The sequence below is a fragment of the Clostridium sp. AF35-15 genome (assembly GCF_003477745.1).
Lineage (GTDB): Bacteria > Bacillota > Clostridia > Lachnospirales > Lachnospiraceae > Otoolea > Otoolea fessa.
This window is the reverse complement of the sequence record NZ_QUDY01000001.1, coordinates 339,156-359,493: the sequence shown is the minus strand read 5'-3', so window position 1 is coordinate 359,493 and position 20,338 is coordinate 339,156. Positions and strand designations below refer to the sequence as shown.

Here is a 20,338-nt window from a genome sequence, read left to right as displayed (position 1 = left end):
TACAGTTCTGGCTGCAGATTTTGCCGGTTTGGAATGCGAAGCATCGGCAAATTCCGTTACTGGGTACGTGTGCGTGAACAGTAACAAGTGCCATGTTATAAGAGAAGATGTAAGAAATTTGCTAGTTGTCTTGCCGCACAGAATATTGTATAATCGGTAGGGTAAATTGCCGTTTTGCGCGCTGAAACCAAGGATGAGAGGGAAAACTGTGGGAAATTATGAGACGCTGAATGAGCTTCTGGTGACGCTGTTCCGCGATGTGATGGACATAGAACAGAAGGTAATCATTACGCCGGAGTTTAAAGACATCACGAATAACGATATGCATGTGATCGAAGCGATCGGGATTGGTGAACCGAAAAATATGTCATCGATTGCCAGAGAACTGTCCGTTACGGTGGGAACGCTCACGATTGCCATGAACAGCCTGGTCAAAAAAGGCTATGTGGAACGAAGCCGGGGACTCGAGGATCGGCGGGTCGTATATATTTCTCTTTCAGAGCGGGGCAGAAAAGCGTATGGGCATCACGCCCGGTTCCACCGGGAGATGATCGAGAGCCTGACAAGCGATCTGTCGGAAGATGAGATGCAGACGTTGGTAAAGGCGCTGATGAAGCTGAATCAGTGGTTTAGGAGTAAGGATGGGCAGCGGTAAAAAGAATGGATGTAGTCTGCACTGGATGGAAACAGGTGTGAAAGACAAAAACGGTTGCGAAAACCGTGAAGCAACTGCTGCGAGGAGAATACAAGGAGGTACATTATGAAGAAATTTATGGTAATGGCAGCTGGTCTTATGATGGCAGCTGTTCTGGGCGCATGTGCGCCGACGGCAAGAAATACAGGAGAAACCAGCGAACATGGAACTGCCCCGGCAGGTGCGGCGCAGCAGGAGACTGTAGACGGCGTGGCTGAGAAAGAAAGCATGGTGGTAACGGATGCAGATCCGACGGTAACCGTTTGCGTATATTCTGTAAAATCTGATAAGAGCGGCTTAAAACAGAATATGGATGGCATTGACGGCGATGAGCTGGATGCACAGGAACTGCTTGATAAGATGGCAGAGGTGGGCGTCATTGAAGAGGGAATCACCGTGGATAAATTTGAGCAGAAGGACGGCGCCCTGACGCTGGATCTCTCCTCCTTAAAGGAGTCCTCTGACAAGCTGGTTGTCATGGCCATTGCCAATACATTTATCCAGAACTACGAGGCAAAGACGCTGGAGTTGAGCGTAGCAGGCGAGAAGATCGGCGACGGTCCGATGAGCTTTGAGAAGAATTACAAGAAAGTAAACTAAAGCATGAAAATGCGAAAAGAGCGGGATCCCTGAAGTCTGCGGATGCATACAGGGAGATACCGCTCTTTTTCTCTTATACGTGCAATTTCTCCGTCATCAGCCATGTTTGAAAATACGGTTTGATGACCCGGAAGGAAGCGCCGTCCATGTTCAGGATGAACTGGTGGAAGCTCTTGGCGTTGAATTTGTTTCCAAGTACCTCCTCGGCTTCCTGGCGCATGGTCAGGATTTCCAGATAGCCGATATAGTATTTCAGGTAATTGCCCGGATTATCAATGATTGCCAGGTATATCTCGCGCGCGGATTCCGGATCCGTAAATCCGTAGGAATTTTCCAGATAACTGGTGGTTGTGGCGAGATCCCAGCCATCATAGTGGATGCAGATGTCGAGAAGCGCGTACAGCCCGTAGCTGCTGGCTTCGCTGCAGCGCATCAGCGGTTTGACCGCTTCCGGCAGTCCGTTGTCGAAGGAGTAGGCGTACAGTTCGCTGTAGAGTCCCCAGCCTTCGTTGTAGCCGCCGCAGGCAAGAAGCCGCCGTACCGGAACCGGCTCCCGGTCATTGAAATAAGCCGACTGGTAGAGATGCCCCGGATAGCCCTCGTGCGCCAGCATGGTGTAGAGGTTCTGCTCAGTGCTTGCTTTTTCGTTGATGTAAATGGTGTTGGAACCGTCGGAATCGATCGGCGGTACGAGGAAAAACGCCGGGGACAGGGAAGATTCCAGCGCTTCCGGGACGTATTTGATCGCGTAGGAGGTATCTGTAAGCGCCGGGAAATCATCCTGAATCTGCGTCTGTAAATTCTGAAGGATCTCATCCGGATCGGAGAGTGTGATGGCAGAGTCGGTCATCTGCCGGACGAGTTCCGGATGTTCCTTTAAGCGGACGCGGATTTCGGATAAATCTGCCTGCATCTGCTTCTCAATCCGCGTTTTGAGCGCATCGACCGAAGAATCTGTGCCGGTCAGCGCCGCCGCAAGATAGGCATAATACTCCCTGCCGTGTTCGTAGGTGCTAAGTCCTCCTGCCTCCGGATGGGAGCCCTTGAGCGATTCCAGTGCTTTAGAGAGGTTTGTATATGCCGGGATAAAGTGTTCCTTTAAAATGGTCAGATGTTTTGCTTTGTAGGACGCCTTTTCTGCATTGCTTAAGCCCTCAACCGCATTTAAGCGGGAGGCAAATGTTTCCGTCAGCAGGCTGTTTTCCGGGCGGATGAGGTAGCTTTTACAGGATTTTAAAATCCGGTCGATGGTGTCGTCGGACGGTGCGAGACCGGCGTCTGCCTGCGCCTGTTCATACGTTGCGAGCTGCTTGTAATATGTGTCGATCTGCGAAAGCAGTGCCAGGTAATGGTCGATGTCGGCACGGTTGTAAAATGTATATTCGGCTAATAAGGTCGGAAGTTCCGCCTGCGTGCCGATCAGGGCGCTTAACGGCTGATTGTAGAGTTCCAGTCCCTTCGAGCCGGCTTCCGTCTCCAGTGTGTCCTTCATCATCCGGTAGGTGAAGAGCTGGTCGGAGGTCAAGAGAGAGGTATCGAAGGAAGAAAGTTCCTCAAGAATGGCCGCGTTTTCCTCGGAATCTTTTTGAAGCTGTTCCAGGGAATATTCTGGAAATTTCATCTCCGGTTCGGTGATACCGTAATTTTCCGGATTCCGGACAAGAAAATGAAGGGAGAGCGGATCATCCTGCACGCTTTCTTGAAACTGGTGTGCGAGAAACGCATCAAAACGCGCCTGTTCGCTGGCAGCATCGGACGATGCATTGGAAGGAGAACCAGTCTGCCCGGAAGCGGCGTAGGATTCGGCGGGGGTTCCTGAGCCGGAAGAACCAGCGCATCCGGAGAGCGCCAGGGCAGCAGCTGCAGCGATCGCGAGCGCTGTGCGCGGCAGGGGCGGGAAGGAAAAGCGTTTCTGCATAATATAATACCTCCAAAACAAATATATATGTCTGCAAGTATACCATACTTGACAAAGGGATGCAAAACAGATAGACTTAATCTATATATTTATATATGAAGAAAAGGCAGAGAAAAGAAGGTGGCTTGCCTTTAATCGCAGATGGAAAACCATGGGCGGTTAGAGGCTTTTTTTGTGAAGAACACAATTTAAAGCGCAATTTTAATAAGGAGGGCATGATAAATGTGTCAGAACTGTAAGAAACCTTACTATATAACAACTGCGATTGCCTATACATCGGGCAAACCGCATATCGGAAATACCTATGAGATCGTGCTGGCGGACAGCATTGCGCGCTACAAGAGGGCGCAGGGCTACGATGTGCGTTTCCAGACGGGCACCGATGAGCATGGTCAGAAGATCGAGTTAAAGGCAGATGAGGCTGGCATCACGCCGAAGCAGTTTGTCGATAACGTGGCGGGTGAGATCAAGACGATCTGGGATCTGATGAATACATCCTACGACAAATTTATCCGCACCACTGACGAGGATCATGAGGCGCAGGTAAAGAAGATTTTCAAGAAGCTCTATGATCAGGGCGATATTTACAAGAGCTGCTACGAGGGACTTTACTGTACCCCGTGCGAGTCCTTCTGGACCCAGTCCCAGGTCGTAGACGGCAAATGCCCGGACTGCGGACGTCCGGTACAGCCGGCGAAGGAAGAGGCATATTTCTTCCGTATGAGCAAATATGCGCAGAGACTCATCGATTATATCAATGAGCACCCGGAGTTCATCCAGCCGGTTTCCCGTAAAAATGAGATGATGAACAACTTCCTGCTTCCGGGCCTGCAGGATCTGTGTGTTTCCCGTACTTCCTTTAAATGGGGGATTCCGGTTGATTTCGACCCGAAGCACGTTGTATATGTATGGCTGGATGCACTGACCAACTATATCACTGGTCTTGGATATGACTGCGATGGCGAGAGCGGCGAGCTGTTCAAGAAATACTGGCCGGCAGACCTGCATCTGATTGGTAAGGATATTATCCGTTTCCATACCATTTACTGGCCGATCTTTTTGATGGCACTCGACCTGCCGCTTCCAAAGCAGGTATTTGGTCATCCGTGGCTGTTACAGGGCGACGGCAAGATGAGTAAATCCAAGGGAAATGTGATTTACGCCGATACACTGGTTGATTTCTTTGGCGTGGATGCAGTCCGCTACTTCGTTCTGCATGAGATGCCGTTTGAGAACGATGGCGTTATTACCTGGGAGCTGATGGTAGAGAGACTGAACTCGGATCTGGCAAATATCCTCGGCAACCTCGTAAAGAGAACGGTATCGATGACGAACCAGTACTTTGGCGGCGTGGTAGCCGACAAGGGCGTGACGGAGCCGGTGGACGAGGATCTGAAGAAGGTAGTGCTGGAAGCAGTCCGCAAGGTTGATGAGAAGATGGATAAGCTGCGCGTTGCCGATGCGATCACCGAGATCTTCAATATTTTCCGCCGCAGCAACAAATACATTGACGAGACAACCCCGTGGATTCTGGCAAAGGAAGAGGACAAGCAGGATCGTCTTGCAACGGTTCTCTACAACCTGGTTGAGTCTATCACGATTGGTGCGTCCCTGCTTGAATCCTTCATGCCGGAGACCTCGGAGAAGATCTTAAAAGAATTAAATACCGTAAAACGTGAACTGCCACAGATGGATGCATTTGGCCGTTATCCGTCCGGAAATAAGGTGACTGAGGAGCCGGAGGTTCTCTTTGCCCGCCTGAAACTCGACGATGTGATGAAGAAAGTCAAAGTTATCCAGGAAGAGCAGAAGAAGGCAGTTGCTGCAAAGGCAGAGCCGGAGAAGGAAGAGGACGAGAAAGCCGAGGGCATCGATATCGAGCCGAAAGCAGAGATTACCTACGATGATTTTGCAAAACTGCAGTTCCAGGTTGGCGTGATCCTCTCCTGCGAGGCTGTTCCGAAGTCCAAGAAGCTTCTCTGCTCCCAGGTTCAGGTCGGAAGCCAGGTACGTCAGATTGTCAGCGGAATCAAACATTCTTATTCTCCGGAGGAGATGGTAGGTAAGAGAGTTATGGTTGTGACAAACCTGAAACCGGCGAAGCTGGCAGGTATCCTGTCTGAGGGCATGATTCTCTGTGCAGAGGATGCAGAAGGCAAGCTGTCTCTGATGACCACCGAGAAGGATATGCCGGCGGGCGCAGAAATCTGCTAATATCAGATGTGAGATGACTCCCATCTTGCAGCAAGAATATTGAGACATTCTTGAATGGAAATGGAGAAATATAAGTTATATGATATTTGACACACACGCCCATTATGATGATGAGGCATTTGATGAGGACCGGGAGGCGCTACTTTCCGGTCTGGCAGCAGGCGGGATCGGAACGGTTGTCAATGTGGGTGCCGATATGGAGAGCACAAAGACCACCATTGAACTGACGAAGAGATATCCCTTTATCTACGGCGCGGCCGGTGTTCATCCCAGCAGCACGGCAGAGCTTGACGAGGAAAAATTTGCCGAACTCCGTGTATTGGCACAGTCGGATAAGATTGTTGCAATCGGAGAGATTGGTCTGGATTATTACTGGGAAGAGCCGGATCATGAGACACAGAAAAAATGGTTCCACCGCCAATTAAATCTGGCGCGGGAATTAAAACTTCCAGTCATCATCCACAGCCGCGACGCGGCGAAGGATACGCTCGATATCATGAAGGAAGAGCACTCCGGGGAGATAGGCGGTGTGATTCATTGCTTCTCCTATGGAAAAGAGATGGCGGCAGAGTATTTAAAGATGGGCTTTTACTTAGGCATCGGCGGCGTACTGACCTTCAAGAACGCGAAAAAGCTTCTGGAAGTAGCCGAGATGGCGCCGCTCGACCGTCTGGTACTCGAAACCGACTGCCCCTACCTCGCTCCGGTTCCCAACCGCGGCAAACGCAACTCCTCACTGAACCTGCCATATGTGGCGGAAAAGCTGGCAGAAATCAAGAAATGTACACCGGAAGAGATCGTCCGTGCGACTGAAGAGAATGCGCGGAGGCTGTACCGGTTAATGTAAAGAAGAGAGGAGGAATCTGGCTGGGTGGTGTCTCGGTCAGGTTCCGGACTCCGGGAAAGGATTTTCGGAATGGATCTTGGAAACCCGAAGAATACAATCGAAGTAATACAGAAATACAATTTTGCTTTCCAGAAAAAATTCGGTCAGAATTTTCTGATTGATACGCACGTGCTGGACAAGATTATCTCAGCGGCGGGCATGACCAAGGAGGACACCGTCCTGGAAGTCGGTCCTGGCATCGGTACGATGACACAGCGCCTTTCACAGGCGGCAGGACAGGTCATCGCCGTGGAGATCGATACAAACCTGATTCCGATCTTAAAAGATACGCTTCAGGATTGCGAAAATGTAACCGTTATCAACGAAGATATTTTAAAGATTGACATAAAAAAACTGGCGGAAGAGAAAGGCGGCGGACGTCCGGTTAAGGTCGTGGCGAACCTGCCGTACTACATCACGACCCCGATCATCATGGGGCTGTTTGAGAGCGGCGCGCCGATCGACAACATTACGGTTATGGTGCAGAAAGAGGTCGCAGACCGGATGCAGGTAGGTCCGGGCTCGAAGGATTACGGCGCCCTGTCGCTGGCGGTTCAGTATTATGCCGAGCCGTACATCGTGGCAAATGTGCCGCCGAACTGCTTCATTCCGCGTCCGAATGTCGGCTCAGCGGTCATCCGCCTGACCCGCCATGCGAAGCCGCCGGTGGAGGTAAAGGATAAAGATTTAATGTTCCGCCTCATCCGCGCGTCCTTCAACCAGCGCCGGAAAACCCTGCAGAACGGGCTTTCCAACGCGCAGGATCTCTCCTTTAGCAAGGAAGAGATCGCAGCCGCAATCGAGTCGCTGGGACTTTCCCCGTCCGTGCGCGGCGAGACGCTGACGCTGGCGCAGTTTGCAGCGCTTTCGGATGTGCTTGGGAAATAGAAATTGGATAAGAGAAATATAAAAAAGTCCCATCCTTATGCAGATTCAAATCTGAAAGGATGGGACTTTTTGAATTTTTTGCTTTTTTAAAATTATTCCGACAATAAAATCCGGTCATTATCCAGCGCGTGGCCTGCGCCGGTCTTGAAGCGGGCGATCAGATCCTCGACAGTCATGGAAGCGCGCTCTGCGCCGCCGACGTCGAGCACGATATTTCCGTTTGCCATCATGAGCGTGCGGTTTCCGAGCTCCAGAGCCTGGTTCATATTGTGGGTGATCATCAGGCAGGTGATTTTCTCCTCAGCAACGATATTTTTCGTCAGCTCCAGTACTTTTTCAGCTGTTCCCGGATCGAGGGCGGCAGTGTGCTCATCGAGCAGCAGAAGCTTCGGCGTGATGAGGGTTGCCATGAGCAGGGTGAGCGCCTGGCGCTGACCGCCGGAGAGAAGTCCGACCGGCTGGGTCATCCGGTCTTCAAGCCCCATATTTAAGAGGGAGAGGCGTTCGCGGAACGCATCCTTATCTTTCTTGGAAATGCGGGAAAATGGCGATTTCCCCTTTGCGGTCCGCAGATAGGCGAGGGCAAGATTTTCTTCGATCGTCATGCCCGGCGCCGTTCCCTTTAACGGGTCCTGGAAGAGGCGGCCGACCATCAGGCTGCGCTTGTGCTCCGGCATATAGGTGATGTCCTCGCCGTCCAGCTCGATAAAGCCGTCATCGACGTAGAAGCTGCCGGCAATCGCATTGAACAGGGTCGATTTTCCGGCGCCGTTGGAACCGATGATTGTCACGAAATCGCCGTGATCCAGATGCAGGGACAGCCCGGAGAGCGCCTGTTTGGCGTTGACAGTTCCCGGATTAAAGGTTTTTGATATCGACTGAATATTTAACATGCTCCGTGTCCTCCCTTCCGGCGTGCCGCTGTATTTTTACGTGTCTGGAATGCCGCCCATTTCCGGATCGTCGGAAATGCGATTGCCAGCGCTACGATCACAGCGGTGATCAGTTTCAGCCCCTGTACAGGCATGATTTTTGTATACAGGACGATAGCGTAGATAAAACGGTAAATAATCGAACCGATGACGGTGGCGATGACACCTCTTGCCACGCCGCGGCGTCCGAGGACGGTTTCACCGATGATCAGGCAGGCAAGACCGATCACGACGATACCCGTGCCGCCGTTGATGTCGGCGGTATTCTGGTACTGACCGACCATTGCGCCGGAGAGTGCGGTCAGCGCATTGGCGATGCATAAGCCGACCGTAATGGTAAATGTCGGGTTGATCGAGGAGGCGCGCACCATGTCAATGTTGTTGCCGGTTGCCCGGATGGAGAGTCCCAGACGGGTACCGAGAAAATAGACGAGCAGTGCGCCCGCAAGCACAGTTACGCAGATTGCCAGAAGTGCTTCATACCAGTCACCCCCGATACCGGTTTTCTGAAGCAGGGAAAAGATGGTCTCTGTCTTTAAAAGACTCACGTTGGCACTCCAGCCCATTACCATCAGATTGATGGTGTAGAGTCCCATATTGGTGATGATACCGGCGAGAATGGACGGCACGCCGAGACGGGTCTGCTGAAATGCGGTAACAAATCCGGCGCAGATGCCTGCAAGCATGGCAGCCGGAACCGCGAGGAATGGATGCCCTGCCGCAGCCATTGTGACGGATACCGCTGTGCCGAGGACGAAACAGCCGTCCGTCGTCATATCCGCGATGTCCAGTATGCGGAAACTCAAGAACAGCGCCATCGGCACCAGCGCATACAGAAATCCCAGTTCCAGAGCGGTTTGTAAAATATGAAGCATGGGAAATTACCTCCGTAGAATGATTTGTACTCCCAGAGCGTTCATAAGGCAGATGCGCCAGCCGCGTGGTAAGCGGGGGATGCGGCTGGCGTCTGGTCTGTCTTACGGTTCTGAGAGTACATGAAAGTCAGTCAAATGAAAATCAAAGTGCCGCCGGATGAGGGGTATTAGTCCTCGGTGGTCGTAACCTCTACAACATCGCCAAAATCTTTGAATACAGCTGTGTCGATATTCAGGGCTTTGGCAGTCTCGGTATTTACGGTTACGATGCCGCCTTCTGCGGTGTAGTAGTCTTCCATGCCGTCCATGCCTTCGGTGATTGCCTGATAAGCAAGGTCAGCGGTCTGTGTACCAAGAGCCGTGTAGTTGACGCCGCAGGTGGCAAATGCACCATTGCGGACGAAGGAATCAGCGCCGGCATAGTGCGGGATGCCTGCATCGGCCAGATCCTTGAAGATAGCCAGCTCAGCTGCCATGATGACATTGTCGGTAGGAGTGAAGACAGCGTCTACTTTGTCAGCAACCAGGGAGGAAGCAGCGGTAATTACTTCGTCGTTGGTATTTGCAGTCTGCTCGGTGTAGGAGATGCCTTTTTCGTCTAAGTATGCCTTTGCATCCGCGATCGGTTTGGTTGAGTTTGCCTCGGATAAGGAATATAAAAGCCCCACATTTTTAACATCTGGGTTTGCGGCAAAAATCATATCCATGATTTTCTCGGCGTTCAGCGCATCGCTGGTACCGGTTACATAGTCGATGCCGGTCAGCTCAGCGGCTTCCGGATCGGAAACAGCGGCGTAGACAACCGGTGTCTGGGTCTGCTGTGCGGATACGGTCGCTACCTGTGCAGCCAGGGTCGCAATCGGGATGATGGCGTCAACACCGTCAGCAACCGCCTGATCACCAATCTGCTTTAAGGTTGTCTGGTCATTCTGGCCGGAGTACAGCTCGTAGTGAATGGTTACATTGTTATCCTCGGCGATTTTATCTAACTCTGCCTCGACTGCATTTGCAATCTCATCAAGGGAAGCGTGGTCGAGCTGTTTGACAATCGCTACATTATAAATTTCTTTGTCCGCGGAAGCTTCCTGAGAGGTTTCAGCGGTGGTGTCTGCTTCGGAAGCGTTGCTGGATGTGCTGGAAGAGCATCCTGCGGTTGTCAGTGTCAGGGCTGCGGTGCATCCAAGTGCAAATAATTTTTTCAGATTCTTTTTCATAGTCATTTTCTCCATTCTTTATTCTTATTTTGATATTTGTTTTGGATGGCAGATGTATCAGTCTGCCTTGCCGGAGCAGAGTAAAGAATGTGTCTGGAAAGAAGATTCTCTTTGGTTTGGCGCCGCGCGCCGTGATGAAAGATTTTACTGAGAATGTTTCCAGAAACTAAAAAACGCCTCTGTCCCCATACATGGGACAAAAGCGTAAACTTCTGCGATACCACCCAAATTGACATTTGTGAAAATGTCCACTCGCTTACACGTACCATCATACGTGCCCCGATGGATAACGGGTGGGGTCCCGTCAGCCCCTACTGAAACAATCGTTCAAGGCTGCCCTCGGAAGTCCATTCACTGACGGTAAGGCGTTCCGTTTCCACCATCCGGAACTCTCTGTGGCGATACATAGGTCAGATACTCCTCTTCCTCATCGGTTTATCTGTGTTCTTCGTTACATGCATTATAAACACACCCAAAAGGATTTGTCAACCATCAAAATCAAAAAGATGCAGGAAAATGAAAAAGAGTCGGTTTTTCCATTGTTTACGGAAAATTTGGAGATGAAGATGTGGACGCTGGCTGTGCGGCAGGAACAGCAAGTTGAAAAAGTTTTTGAAAAAATTTAGAAAAGTAGAAAAAAATAGTTGACATTTAAAAGACTCTCTAGTATAATAACTCATGTCGCTGAACAAGAGCGAACATGAGAATCACAGGATTCCTCAGGATTCCTCAGGATGCCCAGATAGCTCAGTTGGTAGAGCAGAGGACTGAAAATCCTCGTGTCACTGGTTCGATTCCGGTTCTGGGCATTACAATTTCATAATTTATCATGCGGGTGTAGTTCAATGGTAGAACACCAGCCTTCCAAGCTGGATACGTGGGTTCGATTCCCATCACCCGCTTTTTTGTTGTTTAAAATTAAGAAAGCCCCCAGAGTTGCCGCTCTGGGGGCTTTCTTGTTTCATAGGAAATTACGTCCTATGAAACAAAAAACGCTCCGCGAGGATGTGCACTCGCGCGAAGCAGGAACATGTCGCAAGCGACCGCGCGAGACGCCCGGATGTGCCAAGGCACATTCTTTTTTATCAGATGCTATAAAAAACCAGAAAATATACCGCCATCAGGACTGCTAGAAATCCCGCATTTGCAATCGTGAACCAGCGGAAGTAGATTCCTTTTTTCTCTGGGCAGGAGCGGACGATATATTTGTAAGAAATAAGACTCGCCATGGATGCGATCAGGGTGCCGAGACCGCCGAGGTTAGTTCCGATCAGAAGGGAAACTCCTTTTTCGGTAAATCCGGACAACAGGATGGCGGCCGGAACGTTGCTGATTACCTGGCTGGCCAGAACGGAGACTATCACTTCGTGTCCCGTGATCATACTGGAAAGCAGGGAGCTTACCGCAGGAATGTGTTTCAGATTCCCGATGAAGATGAAGAATCCGATAAAAGTCAGGATGAGAGAGTAATCCACCTGACAGAAGATCTTCGGGTCTGCCAGACAGCCAATCGCCAGAATGCAGATAAACAGGATTGGAAGCGGCAGAAGACCGGCTACGGTGCAAAGGCACAGGAAAAACATTCCCAGACAGCAGAAAAGGCAGCGTTTAGGAAAGGTCTCATCGGAGGTTGTATCTCTACCGGCTGTATCTAGTGAGATAGTCTCCCTTGGTGTAAACATTGTGACGAGCAGCAGCAAAACCAATGAAAGCAGCGAAAATGGACCGATGCTCCGGATAAATGTATCAAGTGAAAGCTCAAAGTGGGAATACAGATACAGGTTCTGGGGATTCCCCACCGGAGTTGTCATGCTGCCGAGATTGGCTGCCAGTGTCTGGCAGACGACAACCGGAACGATCCGGTCTTTGCGGTTTACCATCCGCAGTAGTTCCAGAGCAAATGGAACGAAGGTAATTAAGGCCACATCGTTGGTGATCAGCATGCTGGAAAAGAAACACAGAAGAATCAGAAGCTGTTCCAGCTGCCTGAGTGAATGGATTCGAAGCAGCAGTAATTCCCCGAGCTGTCGAAAGAAACCGATGTTTTGGAGGCCTGTGGTTGCTGTCATCAGGCCAAAGAGCAGGATCAGTGTGTGCAGATCCAGATATTTCAGGTATCCGGCGGACGGTGGTATGATAAACATGGAAAGGACAGCCAGAGCCAGGGCGATGGTTAAAACGGTATCCTTTTTGAGAAAAGAACTTACTTTTTGTATCATGGTAAAATACTCCCTTGAAAAGAAAAAGTGTAACTGTGACCAGTAACGAAAATAGCGGAAACCCTCATGAAAATGAAAAGGTTTCCGCTATAAAATAAAAAGAGCGCGAGACGGGACTCGAACCCGCGGCCTCGACCTTGGCAAGGTCGCGCTCCACCAACTGAGCCACTCGCGCATTTCTGAAGCATCGCTTCAACGAGTTATATAATATCATAGGTCGGTTGATTTGGCAAGCGTTTTTTTAAAAAAAATCAAAAAATATAGAAAATTCATTACTGTTCACGGGTAGGCACGTTTGAAACCGGGAGAACCGTATGAAAACGATCAAGTTTCCATATTTTCCACTGGATGTGTTCCCGCGGTCTGCACAAACCCGATGATCTGTCCGGACAGGAGTACCGTGAGGATGGAATATACCATGCGGTTTAACGGAATGTAGCTCAGTGAAAGCACCAGTACAGCAAAATCGGACAGGAGGTAGATCCACTGGATTTTGATGTGCGTCACGTGGGAAAGGCTCATCGCAAGCGCATCGTCCCCGCCCGGGGCACCGCCGATCCGCACGCAGAGCCCGGCACCGACGCCGACGAAGACCGCGCCGAGCAGGGATGCGGTAAGCGGCATATCGGCAAGCTGCGGCCACAGGGGCGGAAACTGCTCACAGATCCGGTAAGACAGGGAGAAGCTGGCGCTGGAAAGAATGGAGTAGGCGATGAACTGCCGCCCCAGAAGTTTCCATCCCATCGCGTAGCAGGCGAGGTTCATGATGAAGCCGGACACGGATGGGGAGATATGGAACCAGTGATCAAGCAGAAGCGTCATTCCTAAGACACCGCCCTCGGTGACACCGGAAAAGGAATGGACATGGTACAGGCCAAATGCCAGAAATGCACTTCCCAACAGTGCAATCAGGCAGGATTTTAGTTTTAAATCGAGGGAATGGAATAATTTCAGCAAAATAACAGGCTCCTTACAAATGATAGTGTTGTTAATGGTTTCTCTATTTTAGTATGGAAACAAATTTGTGTCAAGAATAGACAAAAATGTGGGATGTGCGTATACTGGAAGATAGGAAGACGGAAAGGGGAATGAAAACATGGTAGAAAATCATCCGGACATCCGGAAGCAGGAATACCGCGGAATTGCTTGCCTGGTGCTGTCTGCGTTCTGTTTTGCGCTGATGAGTATGTTTGTACATTTGGCGGGCGATCTGCCGTCGATGCAGAAGAGTTTTTTTCGCAATCTTGTGGCGGCGCTGGCAGCGGTTGTTTTGCTTTTGCGGGCGGGAGAGCCGTTTCGTATCCGCAGGGAAAATCTGCCGTATTTTCTGATGCGGTCAATTTTCGGCACGATGGGAGTGCTGTGTAACTTTTATGCGGTGGATCATCTGGTGCTGGCGGACGCATCGATTCTAAATAAAATGTCGCCGTTTTTTACAGTGCTGTTCAGCTGGCTGATCTTAAAGGAAAAAGTTATGCCAATTCAGCTTTCGCTGATCTTCGGTGCGTTTCTCGGCAGTATATTCGTGGTAAAGCCGACATTCTCCAATCTGGCACTTGTGCCGTCGCTGCTGGGCTTTTTCGGCGGCATCTGCGCGGGCGCGGCGTACACGATGGTGCGGAAACTGGGAGAGGCAGGAGAAAAGGGACCGGTGATCGTGCTGTTTTTCTCGGTATTTTCCTGTGTGGTTGTGCTGCCGTGGCTGATTTTTGACTATCATCCGATGACCTGGCAGCAGATGGGGATCCTGCTTTTGGCGGGCTGCGCGGCGGCGGGCGGACAGTTTGCGATCACGGCGGCATACCGCTATGCCCCGGCGAGCCGTATTTCCATCTACGATTATTCGCAGCTGATCTTCTCGACGATGCTCGGTTTCTTTATCTTCGGGCAGGTGCCGGACGGCTGGAGTTTCCTCGGATATGGAATTATCTGCCTGATGGCAATTTTCATGTTTGTATATAATAACCGGAAAAGAAAGAATACTCAAAAGCAGGCACTTTTGGAATCGAAAGAGCCGTCAGATGTAATAAAAATGTAAGGGAAAGTATCCGCCGATATGGTTTACAAGCGATGCCAAATTATATATACTGAAGATAAAGTCGGAGTGGTTTTCGTGTCCAGAAACGTGAATTTCAGGAACAAAAGCTGGGTTGCCGACACAGTTCGAAAATGGGTTATAGATAGGGCAGAAAGTTATATAGGGAAATACGACATAAGCCCGGCAGCAGACAGGAGGAAACAGGGATGAAAAAATTAGCAACCGCACTTGTGAGTGCAGCAGCCATTATGACGATGTCAACAACCGCATTTGCAGCCGAAAATCCGGCGGAGGTATTTGACCGGGTGATGGAGAAGAACAATACGATTCAGTCCGCGGAGATTCAGAGCGGCGTCCATTCGGTCATACTTGCAAAGGATGTCATTCCGGACGGTCAGATGAAAGTTGATATGGCGATGCATGCAGAGATGGATATGCAGGATACCACCGATCTCAAGTACCTGGCACAGGTCGCTTCCTCGATTCTGGGACAGGACAGCTATTCACAGGTTTTTTATACGGACGGCTACTATTACGTAGATGCCAACGGTGTCAAACTGAAATACCCGATGCCATTAGAGCAGATCATATCCTCCGTCCAGACCGGAGTCAACACCAGCAATATGGAATCCAGCTATATGAAGGGCATTTCCTTAAACGAGGTCAATGGAAAACGTGTGCTGGCATATGAGGCAAATCCAAAGAAGCTAAACAAGAACGTCAAAGAAGCCCTCGGAACCGTGATGAACACACTCGGCACCGATGTCAATCTGGACATGAACATCCAGGAAATGAAAGGCGCTTACGTGCTGGATGACAACGATTACATTATCTATATGACAAACTATATCGTATACAACATGGAAGTCCTCGACCAGCCAATGACCTGCATTACTCTGATGGAGACCGAAGTCCAGAACCCGGGCGAGCCGGTCGTAGTGACCCTTCCATCCACGGATGGCTATGAAGACTTAATTGGTTTATACGATGGAGTCATTGAAAGCGAAGTAGAATAAAAAAACAGACAAAAACAAAAATAGACAATCAAAAGCCAGCGTTCCAATTATCGATTGTACGCATCCCACGCCAGCTGTCCGGCTGGGGCGGACATTTTTGTCCGATCCAGACGAACAGATGTAGCGAAAGCAAGCGAACAATGATAATTGGAGACGCAGGCGGCGCAGATTCCCGGACGCCTCTTTCCGCATCACGACAATCAATCAATCTATCTATTACTGCATCTCATCCTCAATCATCCGATATCCAATCCCGATCTCCGTAAACACATACTGCGGTTCCGCCGGATTCTGCTCCAGTTTCCTTCGAATATGTGCCATATTTACGCGCAGAATACTGTTATCATCGTCCGCATAGGGACCCCAGATATTCGAAATAATCGTATCATACGTCATGACTCTGCCGGAATTCTGCGCCAGCAGGGAGATAATCTTAAACTCGATCTGCGTCAGATGGACATCCCTTCCATCAACCGATACCAGATGTTTTTCAAAATCGATCGTCAGTCCCTTTGCATGGAATGGGCGCTTATAAAGCGGAGAAGCTGTGTTTAAGCGGTTGCTGTGGCGCAGGGCAGTCCGGATGCGCGCGAGAAGCTCGGAGGTGCCGATCGGCTTGGTCAGATAATCATCCGCGCCGAGGTCGAGCGCACGTACCTTTTCCTGTTCCTGCGTGCGGGCGGAGAGGACGATGATCGGGACGCTGGACCAGGTGCGGACCTGGCGGATGATCTCCATGCCGTCCATGTCTGGAAGCCCCAGGTCGAGGAGAATCAGATCCGGGCACTGGGACGTGATGATCGGAAGAGCTTCTTTTCCCGTGTGTGCGGTGGAAATGCGGTAATCCTGTGCGGACAGGGAAGTGGAGATGAAGTCGCAGATGTTTTTTTCATCTTCTACTAATAAAATAGAAAGTTTATGTGTCATGTTATTTGTCCTCCTTTGGAAGGGTAAAGTAAAATTCGGCACCGTGCGTGTGGTTGATTGCCTTGATTTCGCCGCCGTGGGCGAGAATGATCGTTTTACAGATGGAAAGCCCGATTCCCATGCCCTTTCGTCCATCCGGCGAAGTGCTGGTCGTGGAAGAAGAGCCGTCAAAGATGGTTGCCAGCTTCTCCGGCGGGATGCCGACGCCGTAATCGCGCACGTGGAAAATCGCATAGTCGGAAAGTGATTCCACATAGCACTCGATCGGCTCGGTGCTTTCAGCATGGACAACGGCATTTTCCAGCAGGTTGATGAGAACCTGTTCGATGAGGACGGCGTCCATCGGGACCATCAGGAATTCCTCCGGCACGCGCACATGGATATTGGCGTCTGGAAGTCTCTTTTTTAAGCGGATCATCGCCTCGGAGAGAACTTCCTCGACTGGTTCCGAGGTCTTAGTTACCTTTGCCGTCTCATTGTTGATACGCGTGACGGAGAGCAGGTTTTCAACCATGTTTAAGAGCCAGTTGGAATCCTCAAGAATATGGCGCACCAGCGCATTTTTCTCAACCTCCGGGAGGCTGCTGCCATTTTCCAGATATACGGTACTGGAACCGATGATGCTGGTAAGCGGGGTGCGGAGGTCATGGGAGATTGCCCGCAGCAGGTTCGCCCGCATCTTTTCTTTTTCCGCTTCCATCAGCATCTTTTCACGTTCTGCCAGCACGCGCGCCTGTGTTTTCATGTTGCTTGTGATGGCGCTTGTAATGCTGGAAATTGAAAACATTGCCACGAAGGTAATCGGATAGCCGGCCATCGTGAAATCCAGCGCGAAATACGGATACGTGAACAGAAAATTGACGCAGACAACGCCGACAAAGGAGGAGAACAGGCCGAAGCTGTATCCGTCTGTAAAACGCGCTACCAAAAAGACCGCCAGAATGTAGGTTAGCGCGATGTTGGCAGTCGGATTTTTGAGCGCATGAAAAAAGCAGAACGCGATGATCGTGGCGGTACCCATGAAAAACAGGGTAAGTCCCCAGCTCTGTATGTATGTCGGAAGCGCACAGAATTTTTCAACGATCGGGCGGGTCCGGAACCAATTTTTTAAGGCGTCAATTTTGTGTGGATGTGTTTTGCCACCATTGGAAATGCTGGTGTCCGGAGAGTTGGGTTCGGCTGAACCTTGAAGGCTGCTGGCTGATTCTGTTTTCAGGAAAGTTTCATTGGAAGTTCCAGAAACAGAAGATTTACTTGAATGTTTCATTTAAATAAAGAAAGTCTCCTTTCAAAAAATTCATATGGATGCTTCTATTATACAATGTTTCTTCTGAAAAATAGAGAGGAAGACTGTTAAAAAGTTGAAAAAATCGTGAAAATTTGGGATAAAAACAGTAACACAATTATTGAGAATCTGGCTGGATAAGGGTGATTTCATTGCATTTTCAGCGTCAGTGTGTTAAACTCCAAACAGTCTCCCGATTGAGGGAAGCAGGCTGACCCGCCTGTTAGAGAGTGACAAACGGGCTGCCGGAGTGCAGGGCGAAAGGAATGAAAATAAGATGAAAAAATTAGGAAGAAATGATCTGTGCTGGTGTGGAAGTGGAAAGAAGTACAAACATTGCCATGAGGCATTTGATGAGAAGCTGATGGAGGCGGCGGATGCCGGACACCAGATTCCGGATCACGACATGATCAAGACCCCGGAGCAGATCGAGGGGATCCGCGAGAGCTGCAAGATCAATGTGGCAGTTCTGGATTATGTGGCTGAGCATATCAAGGCTGGCGTCACAACCGAGGAGATCGATCAGTGGGTATATAATGAGACGACCCGCATGGGCGGAATCCCGGCGCCGCTTGGCTATGAAGGATTCCCGAAGAGCGTGTGCACATCCATCAATGCTCAGGTCTGCCACGGCATTCCGTCAGCAGATGTCGTATTAAAGGATGGCGATATCATCAACGTGGATGTTTCGACCATTTATCACGGCTATTATGCGGATTCTTCCCGTATGTTCTGCATCGGAAATGTCAGCCCGGAACATAAAAAACTGGTGGATGTTGTCAAAGAGTGCGTGGAATTAGGTCTGGAGCAGGTAAAACCGTGGGGCTTCATGGGCGATATGGCGGAAGCGGTCCAGAAGCATGCGGAAGAAAATGGCTATTCTGTGGTTCGTGAGATCGGCGGTCACGGCGTTGGCATCGAGTTCCATGAGGACCCGTGGGTTGGATATATTGGTCAGAGAGGCACCGGCATGATGTTTGCACCGGGCATGATGTTCACGATCGAGCCGATGATCAACGAGGGAACCGAGGAAGTATTCGTGGACGGCGATGACGACTGGAGTGTATACACGAAGGATGGAAAAGCATCCGCCCAGTGGGAGATTCAGGTGCTGGTAACCGAGGATGGCCATGAGGTGCTTTCCTGGTAGTTTGCAGAGTACATAAAAAGAGACGGCGTCAAACCGTCTCTTTTTTGTACCCAAGGTGGGTGTTCTTCACAGCCGAAGGGGGATAAAAGACTGCGAAGAAATATCTATATAAAGGAAATTGTTGTTAGTCGAGCCAGATAACGATTGCGCGCATCTTGTAGTGTCATCTGCCTCATTGATGTTATGCCATTATAATACTGGATAATTGTGTCCATATTTTGACCAATATCTAAAATAAATCTAAACGAGTATTACATAATTCGAAACTTTTTCGGAACTGTTTATGAGGCTGGCGCGCTTGAATTTTTCTTGTCGATTTCTTGGATGGGGTATATAATAAATCTGGTGATTAAAGGGGTGCGGCCTGACTGGATAGAAACCGCGTCCAGAACAAAGCAATTAAGAAGAAAGTGGCAGGAATTATATGGAAAATTTTTTATTTGCACTTAATACAGTCCTTCCGTTTCTGCTCTATATCGCATTTGGATATGGAGTCAGGATGTCGGGGCTGGCGGATGAGGATTTTATGAAGCGCCTGAATAAAGTGATCTTTCAGGCATTCTTTCCGATTCTGATGTTTAACAACCTGTATTCCATTCCGGAGGGAATGACATTAAATCTGCGTCTGGTGGCAGTCGCCATTATCAGCGTGCTGCTTTTGCAGGCGGTTCTGCTTGCTGTGGTTCCGCGTCTGGTAAAGGAAAATGAGCGGCGCGGCGTTATCATCCAGGCGATTTACCGCAGCAATTTCGTCCTGTTCGGCATTCCGCTGGCAACCAGCGTGTTCGGTGAGGAGGGAACACTGCTGGCGACGATGATGGTGGCGATCGTGATTCCGGTCTACAACATAACGGCGGTCGTGATTCTGGAATTGTTCCGGGGCGGCAAGGTCCCGGTTTCTGTTTTGATTAAGAATATCCTGAAAAATCCGATGATCCGCGGCGCGCTCCTGGGCTTTATCTTCCATATGTTAGGGATTAAACTTCCGGTTTCCGTGGAAGGACCGATCAAGCAGTTTGCCAATCTGACAACGCCGCTGGCACTGTTCGTACTGGGCGGAACGCTGCATTTCAATGCGATCGGCGGCAATCTGAAATATGTGGTTCCGTCGATGACCGTCAAGATGGTGATCCTGCCGGCAGTGATTCTGGCGGTTGCGACGCTGCTCGGCTTTTCCGGTGTGGAACGTTTTGTTTACTTTGAAATGTACGCGACTCCGGTTGCGACGGCGTCCTATGCGATGGCGCAGAACATGGGCGGCGACGGCGAGCTGGCGGGACAGTTTGTCGTGTTGAGCACGGTCGCCTCGGTTGTGACGATCTTTTTGTGGGTCTATTTCCTTAATTCGATCGGGTGGCTCGCATAAAAATAAATATATAATAGGGGACTGCCAGACAGTGGTTTGTGGAAGAGCAACAATTGTCTGGCAGCTTTTTTTGTGGAAACAAACACTGTTTTTCATGAGAACCGAAATTTTTTTTC

Annotated in this window: 17 protein-coding genes, 3 tRNA genes and 1 other annotated feature; of the genes, 11 read left to right on the top strand and 9 right to left on the bottom strand. The window is 50.0% G+C overall.

The genetic code is table 11. The features are described 5' to 3' along the window. The first annotated feature begins 208 nt into the window (after positions 1-208). The gene (locus tag DWZ76_RS01755; protein WP_022358468.1) at positions 209-655 is read left to right on the top strand and encodes a MarR family transcriptional regulator; all 447 of its coding nucleotides are present in this window, start codon (positions 209-211) and stop codon (positions 653-655) included. Between the two features lie 105 nt (positions 656-760). Continuing rightward, positions 761-1,294, top strand: coding sequence for a GerMN domain-containing protein (locus DWZ76_RS01750; RefSeq protein WP_022358467.1), 534 nt, complete (start codon positions 761-763; stop codon positions 1,292-1,294). Between the two features lie 73 nt (positions 1,295-1,367). Here the strand turns inward: DWZ76_RS01750 and DWZ76_RS01745 are convergent, their stop codons facing one another. Beyond that, the gene (locus tag DWZ76_RS01745; protein WP_118471592.1) at positions 1,368-3,212 is read right to left on the bottom strand and encodes a DUF885 domain-containing protein; all 1,845 of its coding nucleotides are present in this window, start codon (positions 3,210-3,212) and stop codon (positions 1,368-1,370) included. Positions 3,213-3,434: 222 nt separating this feature from the next. On the opposite strand from DWZ76_RS01745, the gene metG reads away from it, so the two are divergent. The 3 genes from metG (at position 3,435) to rsmA (ending at position 7,200) form a co-directional block, all read left to right on the top strand. After that, positions 3,435-5,426, top strand: coding sequence for a methionine--tRNA ligase (gene metG / locus DWZ76_RS01740; RefSeq protein WP_118471590.1), 1,992 nt, complete (start codon positions 3,435-3,437; stop codon positions 5,424-5,426). 79 nt (positions 5,427-5,505) lie between these two features. Beyond that, positions 5,506-6,273: a TatD family hydrolase gene (locus DWZ76_RS01735; protein ID WP_118471588.1), complete on the top strand. Its 768-nt coding sequence runs from the start codon at positions 5,506-5,508 to the stop codon at positions 6,271-6,273. Between the two features lie 69 nt (positions 6,274-6,342). After that, positions 6,343-7,200, top strand: a complete 858-nt coding sequence (gene rsmA / locus DWZ76_RS01730) for a 16S rRNA (adenine(1518)-N(6)/adenine(1519)-N(6))-dimethyltransferase RsmA (RefSeq protein WP_118471787.1) — start codon at positions 6,343-6,345, stop codon at positions 7,198-7,200. A gap of 92 nt (positions 7,201-7,292) precedes the next feature. Here the strand turns inward: rsmA and DWZ76_RS01725 are convergent, their stop codons facing one another. From DWZ76_RS01725 to DWZ76_RS01715, 3 genes are all read right to left on the bottom strand, one after another. Beyond that, complete coding sequence (locus DWZ76_RS01725) at positions 7,293-8,093, bottom strand: ATP-binding cassette domain-containing protein (RefSeq protein ID WP_022358462.1); 801 nt, start codon at positions 8,091-8,093, stop codon at positions 7,293-7,295. Continuing rightward, complete coding sequence (locus DWZ76_RS01720; RefSeq protein WP_118471586.1) at positions 8,087-9,007, bottom strand: ABC transporter permease; 921 nt, start codon at positions 9,005-9,007, stop codon at positions 8,087-8,089. The genes DWZ76_RS01725 and DWZ76_RS01720 overlap by 7 nt, the downstream gene beginning before the upstream one ends. A gap of 167 nt (positions 9,008-9,174) precedes the next feature. Next, positions 9,175-10,221, bottom strand: coding sequence for an ABC transporter substrate-binding protein (locus DWZ76_RS01715; RefSeq protein WP_118471584.1), 1,047 nt, complete (start codon positions 10,219-10,221; stop codon positions 9,175-9,177). A 189-nt stretch (positions 10,222-10,410) separates the two neighbouring features. Further along, positions 10,411-10,661: a binding site (T-box leader), on the bottom strand. A gap of 296 nt (positions 10,662-10,957) precedes the next feature. Between DWZ76_RS01715 and DWZ76_RS01710 the strand changes: the two genes are divergently transcribed. Further along, positions 10,958-11,030 (top strand) — tRNA-Phe (locus DWZ76_RS01710). Positions 11,031-11,052: 22 nt separating this feature from the next. Then, a tRNA-Gly gene (locus DWZ76_RS01705) sits at positions 11,053-11,123 on the top strand. Between the two features lie 183 nt (positions 11,124-11,306). Here the strand turns inward: DWZ76_RS01705 and DWZ76_RS01700 are convergent. The 3 genes from DWZ76_RS01700 to DWZ76_RS01690 form a co-directional block, all read right to left on the bottom strand. Next, positions 11,307-12,440 carry an SLC13 family permease gene (locus tag DWZ76_RS01700; RefSeq protein ID WP_107000838.1) on the bottom strand — a complete coding sequence of 378 codons (1,134 nt, stop codon included), beginning with the start codon at positions 12,438-12,440 and terminating at the stop codon, positions 11,307-11,309. Between the two features lie 102 nt (positions 12,441-12,542). After that, positions 12,543-12,615, bottom strand: a tRNA-Gly gene (locus DWZ76_RS01695). A 149-nt stretch (positions 12,616-12,764) separates the two neighbouring features. After that, the gene (locus DWZ76_RS01690) at positions 12,765-13,397 is read right to left on the bottom strand and encodes a YitT family protein (protein ID WP_243017749.1); all 633 of its coding nucleotides are present in this window, start codon (positions 13,395-13,397) and stop codon (positions 12,765-12,767) included. A gap of 139 nt (positions 13,398-13,536) precedes the next feature. On the opposite strand from DWZ76_RS01690, the gene DWZ76_RS01685 reads away from it, so the two are divergent. Continuing rightward, positions 13,537-14,478 (top strand): DMT family transporter, encoded by a 942-nt coding sequence (locus DWZ76_RS01685; protein WP_118471582.1) that lies wholly within the window; start codon positions 13,537-13,539, stop codon positions 14,476-14,478. Positions 14,479-14,684: 206 nt separating this feature from the next. Continuing rightward, positions 14,685-15,494 carry a hypothetical protein gene (locus DWZ76_RS01675; protein WP_107000835.1) on the top strand — a complete coding sequence of 270 codons (810 nt, stop codon included), beginning with the start codon at positions 14,685-14,687 and terminating at the stop codon, positions 15,492-15,494. 216 nt (positions 15,495-15,710) lie between these two features. Here the strand turns inward: DWZ76_RS01675 and DWZ76_RS01670 are convergent, their stop codons facing one another. Then, positions 15,711-16,421, bottom strand: coding sequence for a response regulator transcription factor (locus tag DWZ76_RS01670; RefSeq protein ID WP_118471578.1), 711 nt, complete (start codon positions 16,419-16,421; stop codon positions 15,711-15,713). A gap of 1 nt (position 16,422) precedes the next feature. Beyond that, on the bottom strand, positions 16,423-17,688 hold the full coding sequence (locus DWZ76_RS01665; protein ID WP_118471576.1) for a DUF4118 domain-containing protein: 1,266 nt from the start codon (positions 17,686-17,688) through the stop codon (positions 16,423-16,425). 295 nt (positions 17,689-17,983) lie between these two features. Here DWZ76_RS01665 and DWZ76_RS01660 point away from each other — a divergent pair, with 295 nt between their 5' ends. Then, positions 17,984-18,856 carry a methionyl aminopeptidase gene (locus DWZ76_RS01660; protein ID WP_118471574.1) on the top strand — a complete coding sequence of 291 codons (873 nt, stop codon included), beginning with the start codon at positions 17,984-17,986 and terminating at the stop codon, positions 18,854-18,856. 424 nt (positions 18,857-19,280) lie between these two features. After that, positions 19,281-20,222: an AEC family transporter gene (locus DWZ76_RS01655; RefSeq protein WP_118471572.1), complete on the top strand. Its 942-nt coding sequence runs from the start codon at positions 19,281-19,283 to the stop codon at positions 20,220-20,222. Positions 20,223-20,338 lie beyond the last annotated feature (116 nt).

Excerpts from the sequence above, each read along its gene's own strand:
- DWZ76_RS01750 (WP_022358467.1), top strand. The coding sequence starts at position 761 with ATGAAGAAATTTATGGTAATGGCAGCTGGTCTTATGATGGCAGCTGTT.
- DWZ76_RS01745 (WP_118471592.1), bottom strand. The coding sequence starts at position 3,212 with ATGCAGAAACGCTTTTCCTTCCCGCCCCTGCCGCGCACAGCGCTCGCG.
- metG (WP_118471590.1), top strand. The coding sequence starts at position 3,435 with ATGTGTCAGAACTGTAAGAAACCTTACTATATAACAACTGCGATTGCC.
- DWZ76_RS01735 (WP_118471588.1), top strand. The coding sequence starts at position 5,506 with ATGATATTTGACACACACGCCCATTATGATGATGAGGCATTTGATGAG.
- rsmA (WP_118471787.1), top strand. The coding sequence starts at position 6,343 with ATGGATCTTGGAAACCCGAAGAATACAATCGAAGTAATACAGAAATAC.
- DWZ76_RS01725 (WP_022358462.1), bottom strand. The coding sequence starts at position 8,093 with ATGTTAAATATTCAGTCGATATCAAAAACCTTTAATCCGGGAACTGTC.
- DWZ76_RS01720 (WP_118471586.1), bottom strand. The coding sequence starts at position 9,007 with ATGCTTCATATTTTACAAACCGCTCTGGAACTGGGATTTCTGTATGCG.
- DWZ76_RS01715 (WP_118471584.1), bottom strand. The coding sequence starts at position 10,221 with ATGAAAAAGAATCTGAAAAAATTATTTGCACTTGGATGCACCGCAGCC.
- DWZ76_RS01700 (WP_107000838.1), bottom strand. The coding sequence starts at position 12,440 with ATGATACAAAAAGTAAGTTCTTTTCTCAAAAAGGATACCGTTTTAACC.
- DWZ76_RS01685 (WP_118471582.1), top strand. The coding sequence starts at position 13,537 with ATGGTAGAAAATCATCCGGACATCCGGAAGCAGGAATACCGCGGAATT.
- DWZ76_RS01675 (WP_107000835.1), top strand. The coding sequence starts at position 14,685 with ATGAAAAAATTAGCAACCGCACTTGTGAGTGCAGCAGCCATTATGACG.
- DWZ76_RS01670 (WP_118471578.1), bottom strand. The coding sequence starts at position 16,421 with ATGACACATAAACTTTCTATTTTATTAGTAGAAGATGAAAAAAACATC.
- DWZ76_RS01665 (WP_118471576.1), bottom strand. The coding sequence starts at position 17,688 with ATGAAACATTCAAGTAAATCTTCTGTTTCTGGAACTTCCAATGAAACT.
- DWZ76_RS01660 (WP_118471574.1), top strand. The coding sequence starts at position 17,984 with ATGAAAAAATTAGGAAGAAATGATCTGTGCTGGTGTGGAAGTGGAAAG.
- DWZ76_RS01655 (WP_118471572.1), top strand. The coding sequence starts at position 19,281 with ATGGAAAATTTTTTATTTGCACTTAATACAGTCCTTCCGTTTCTGCTC.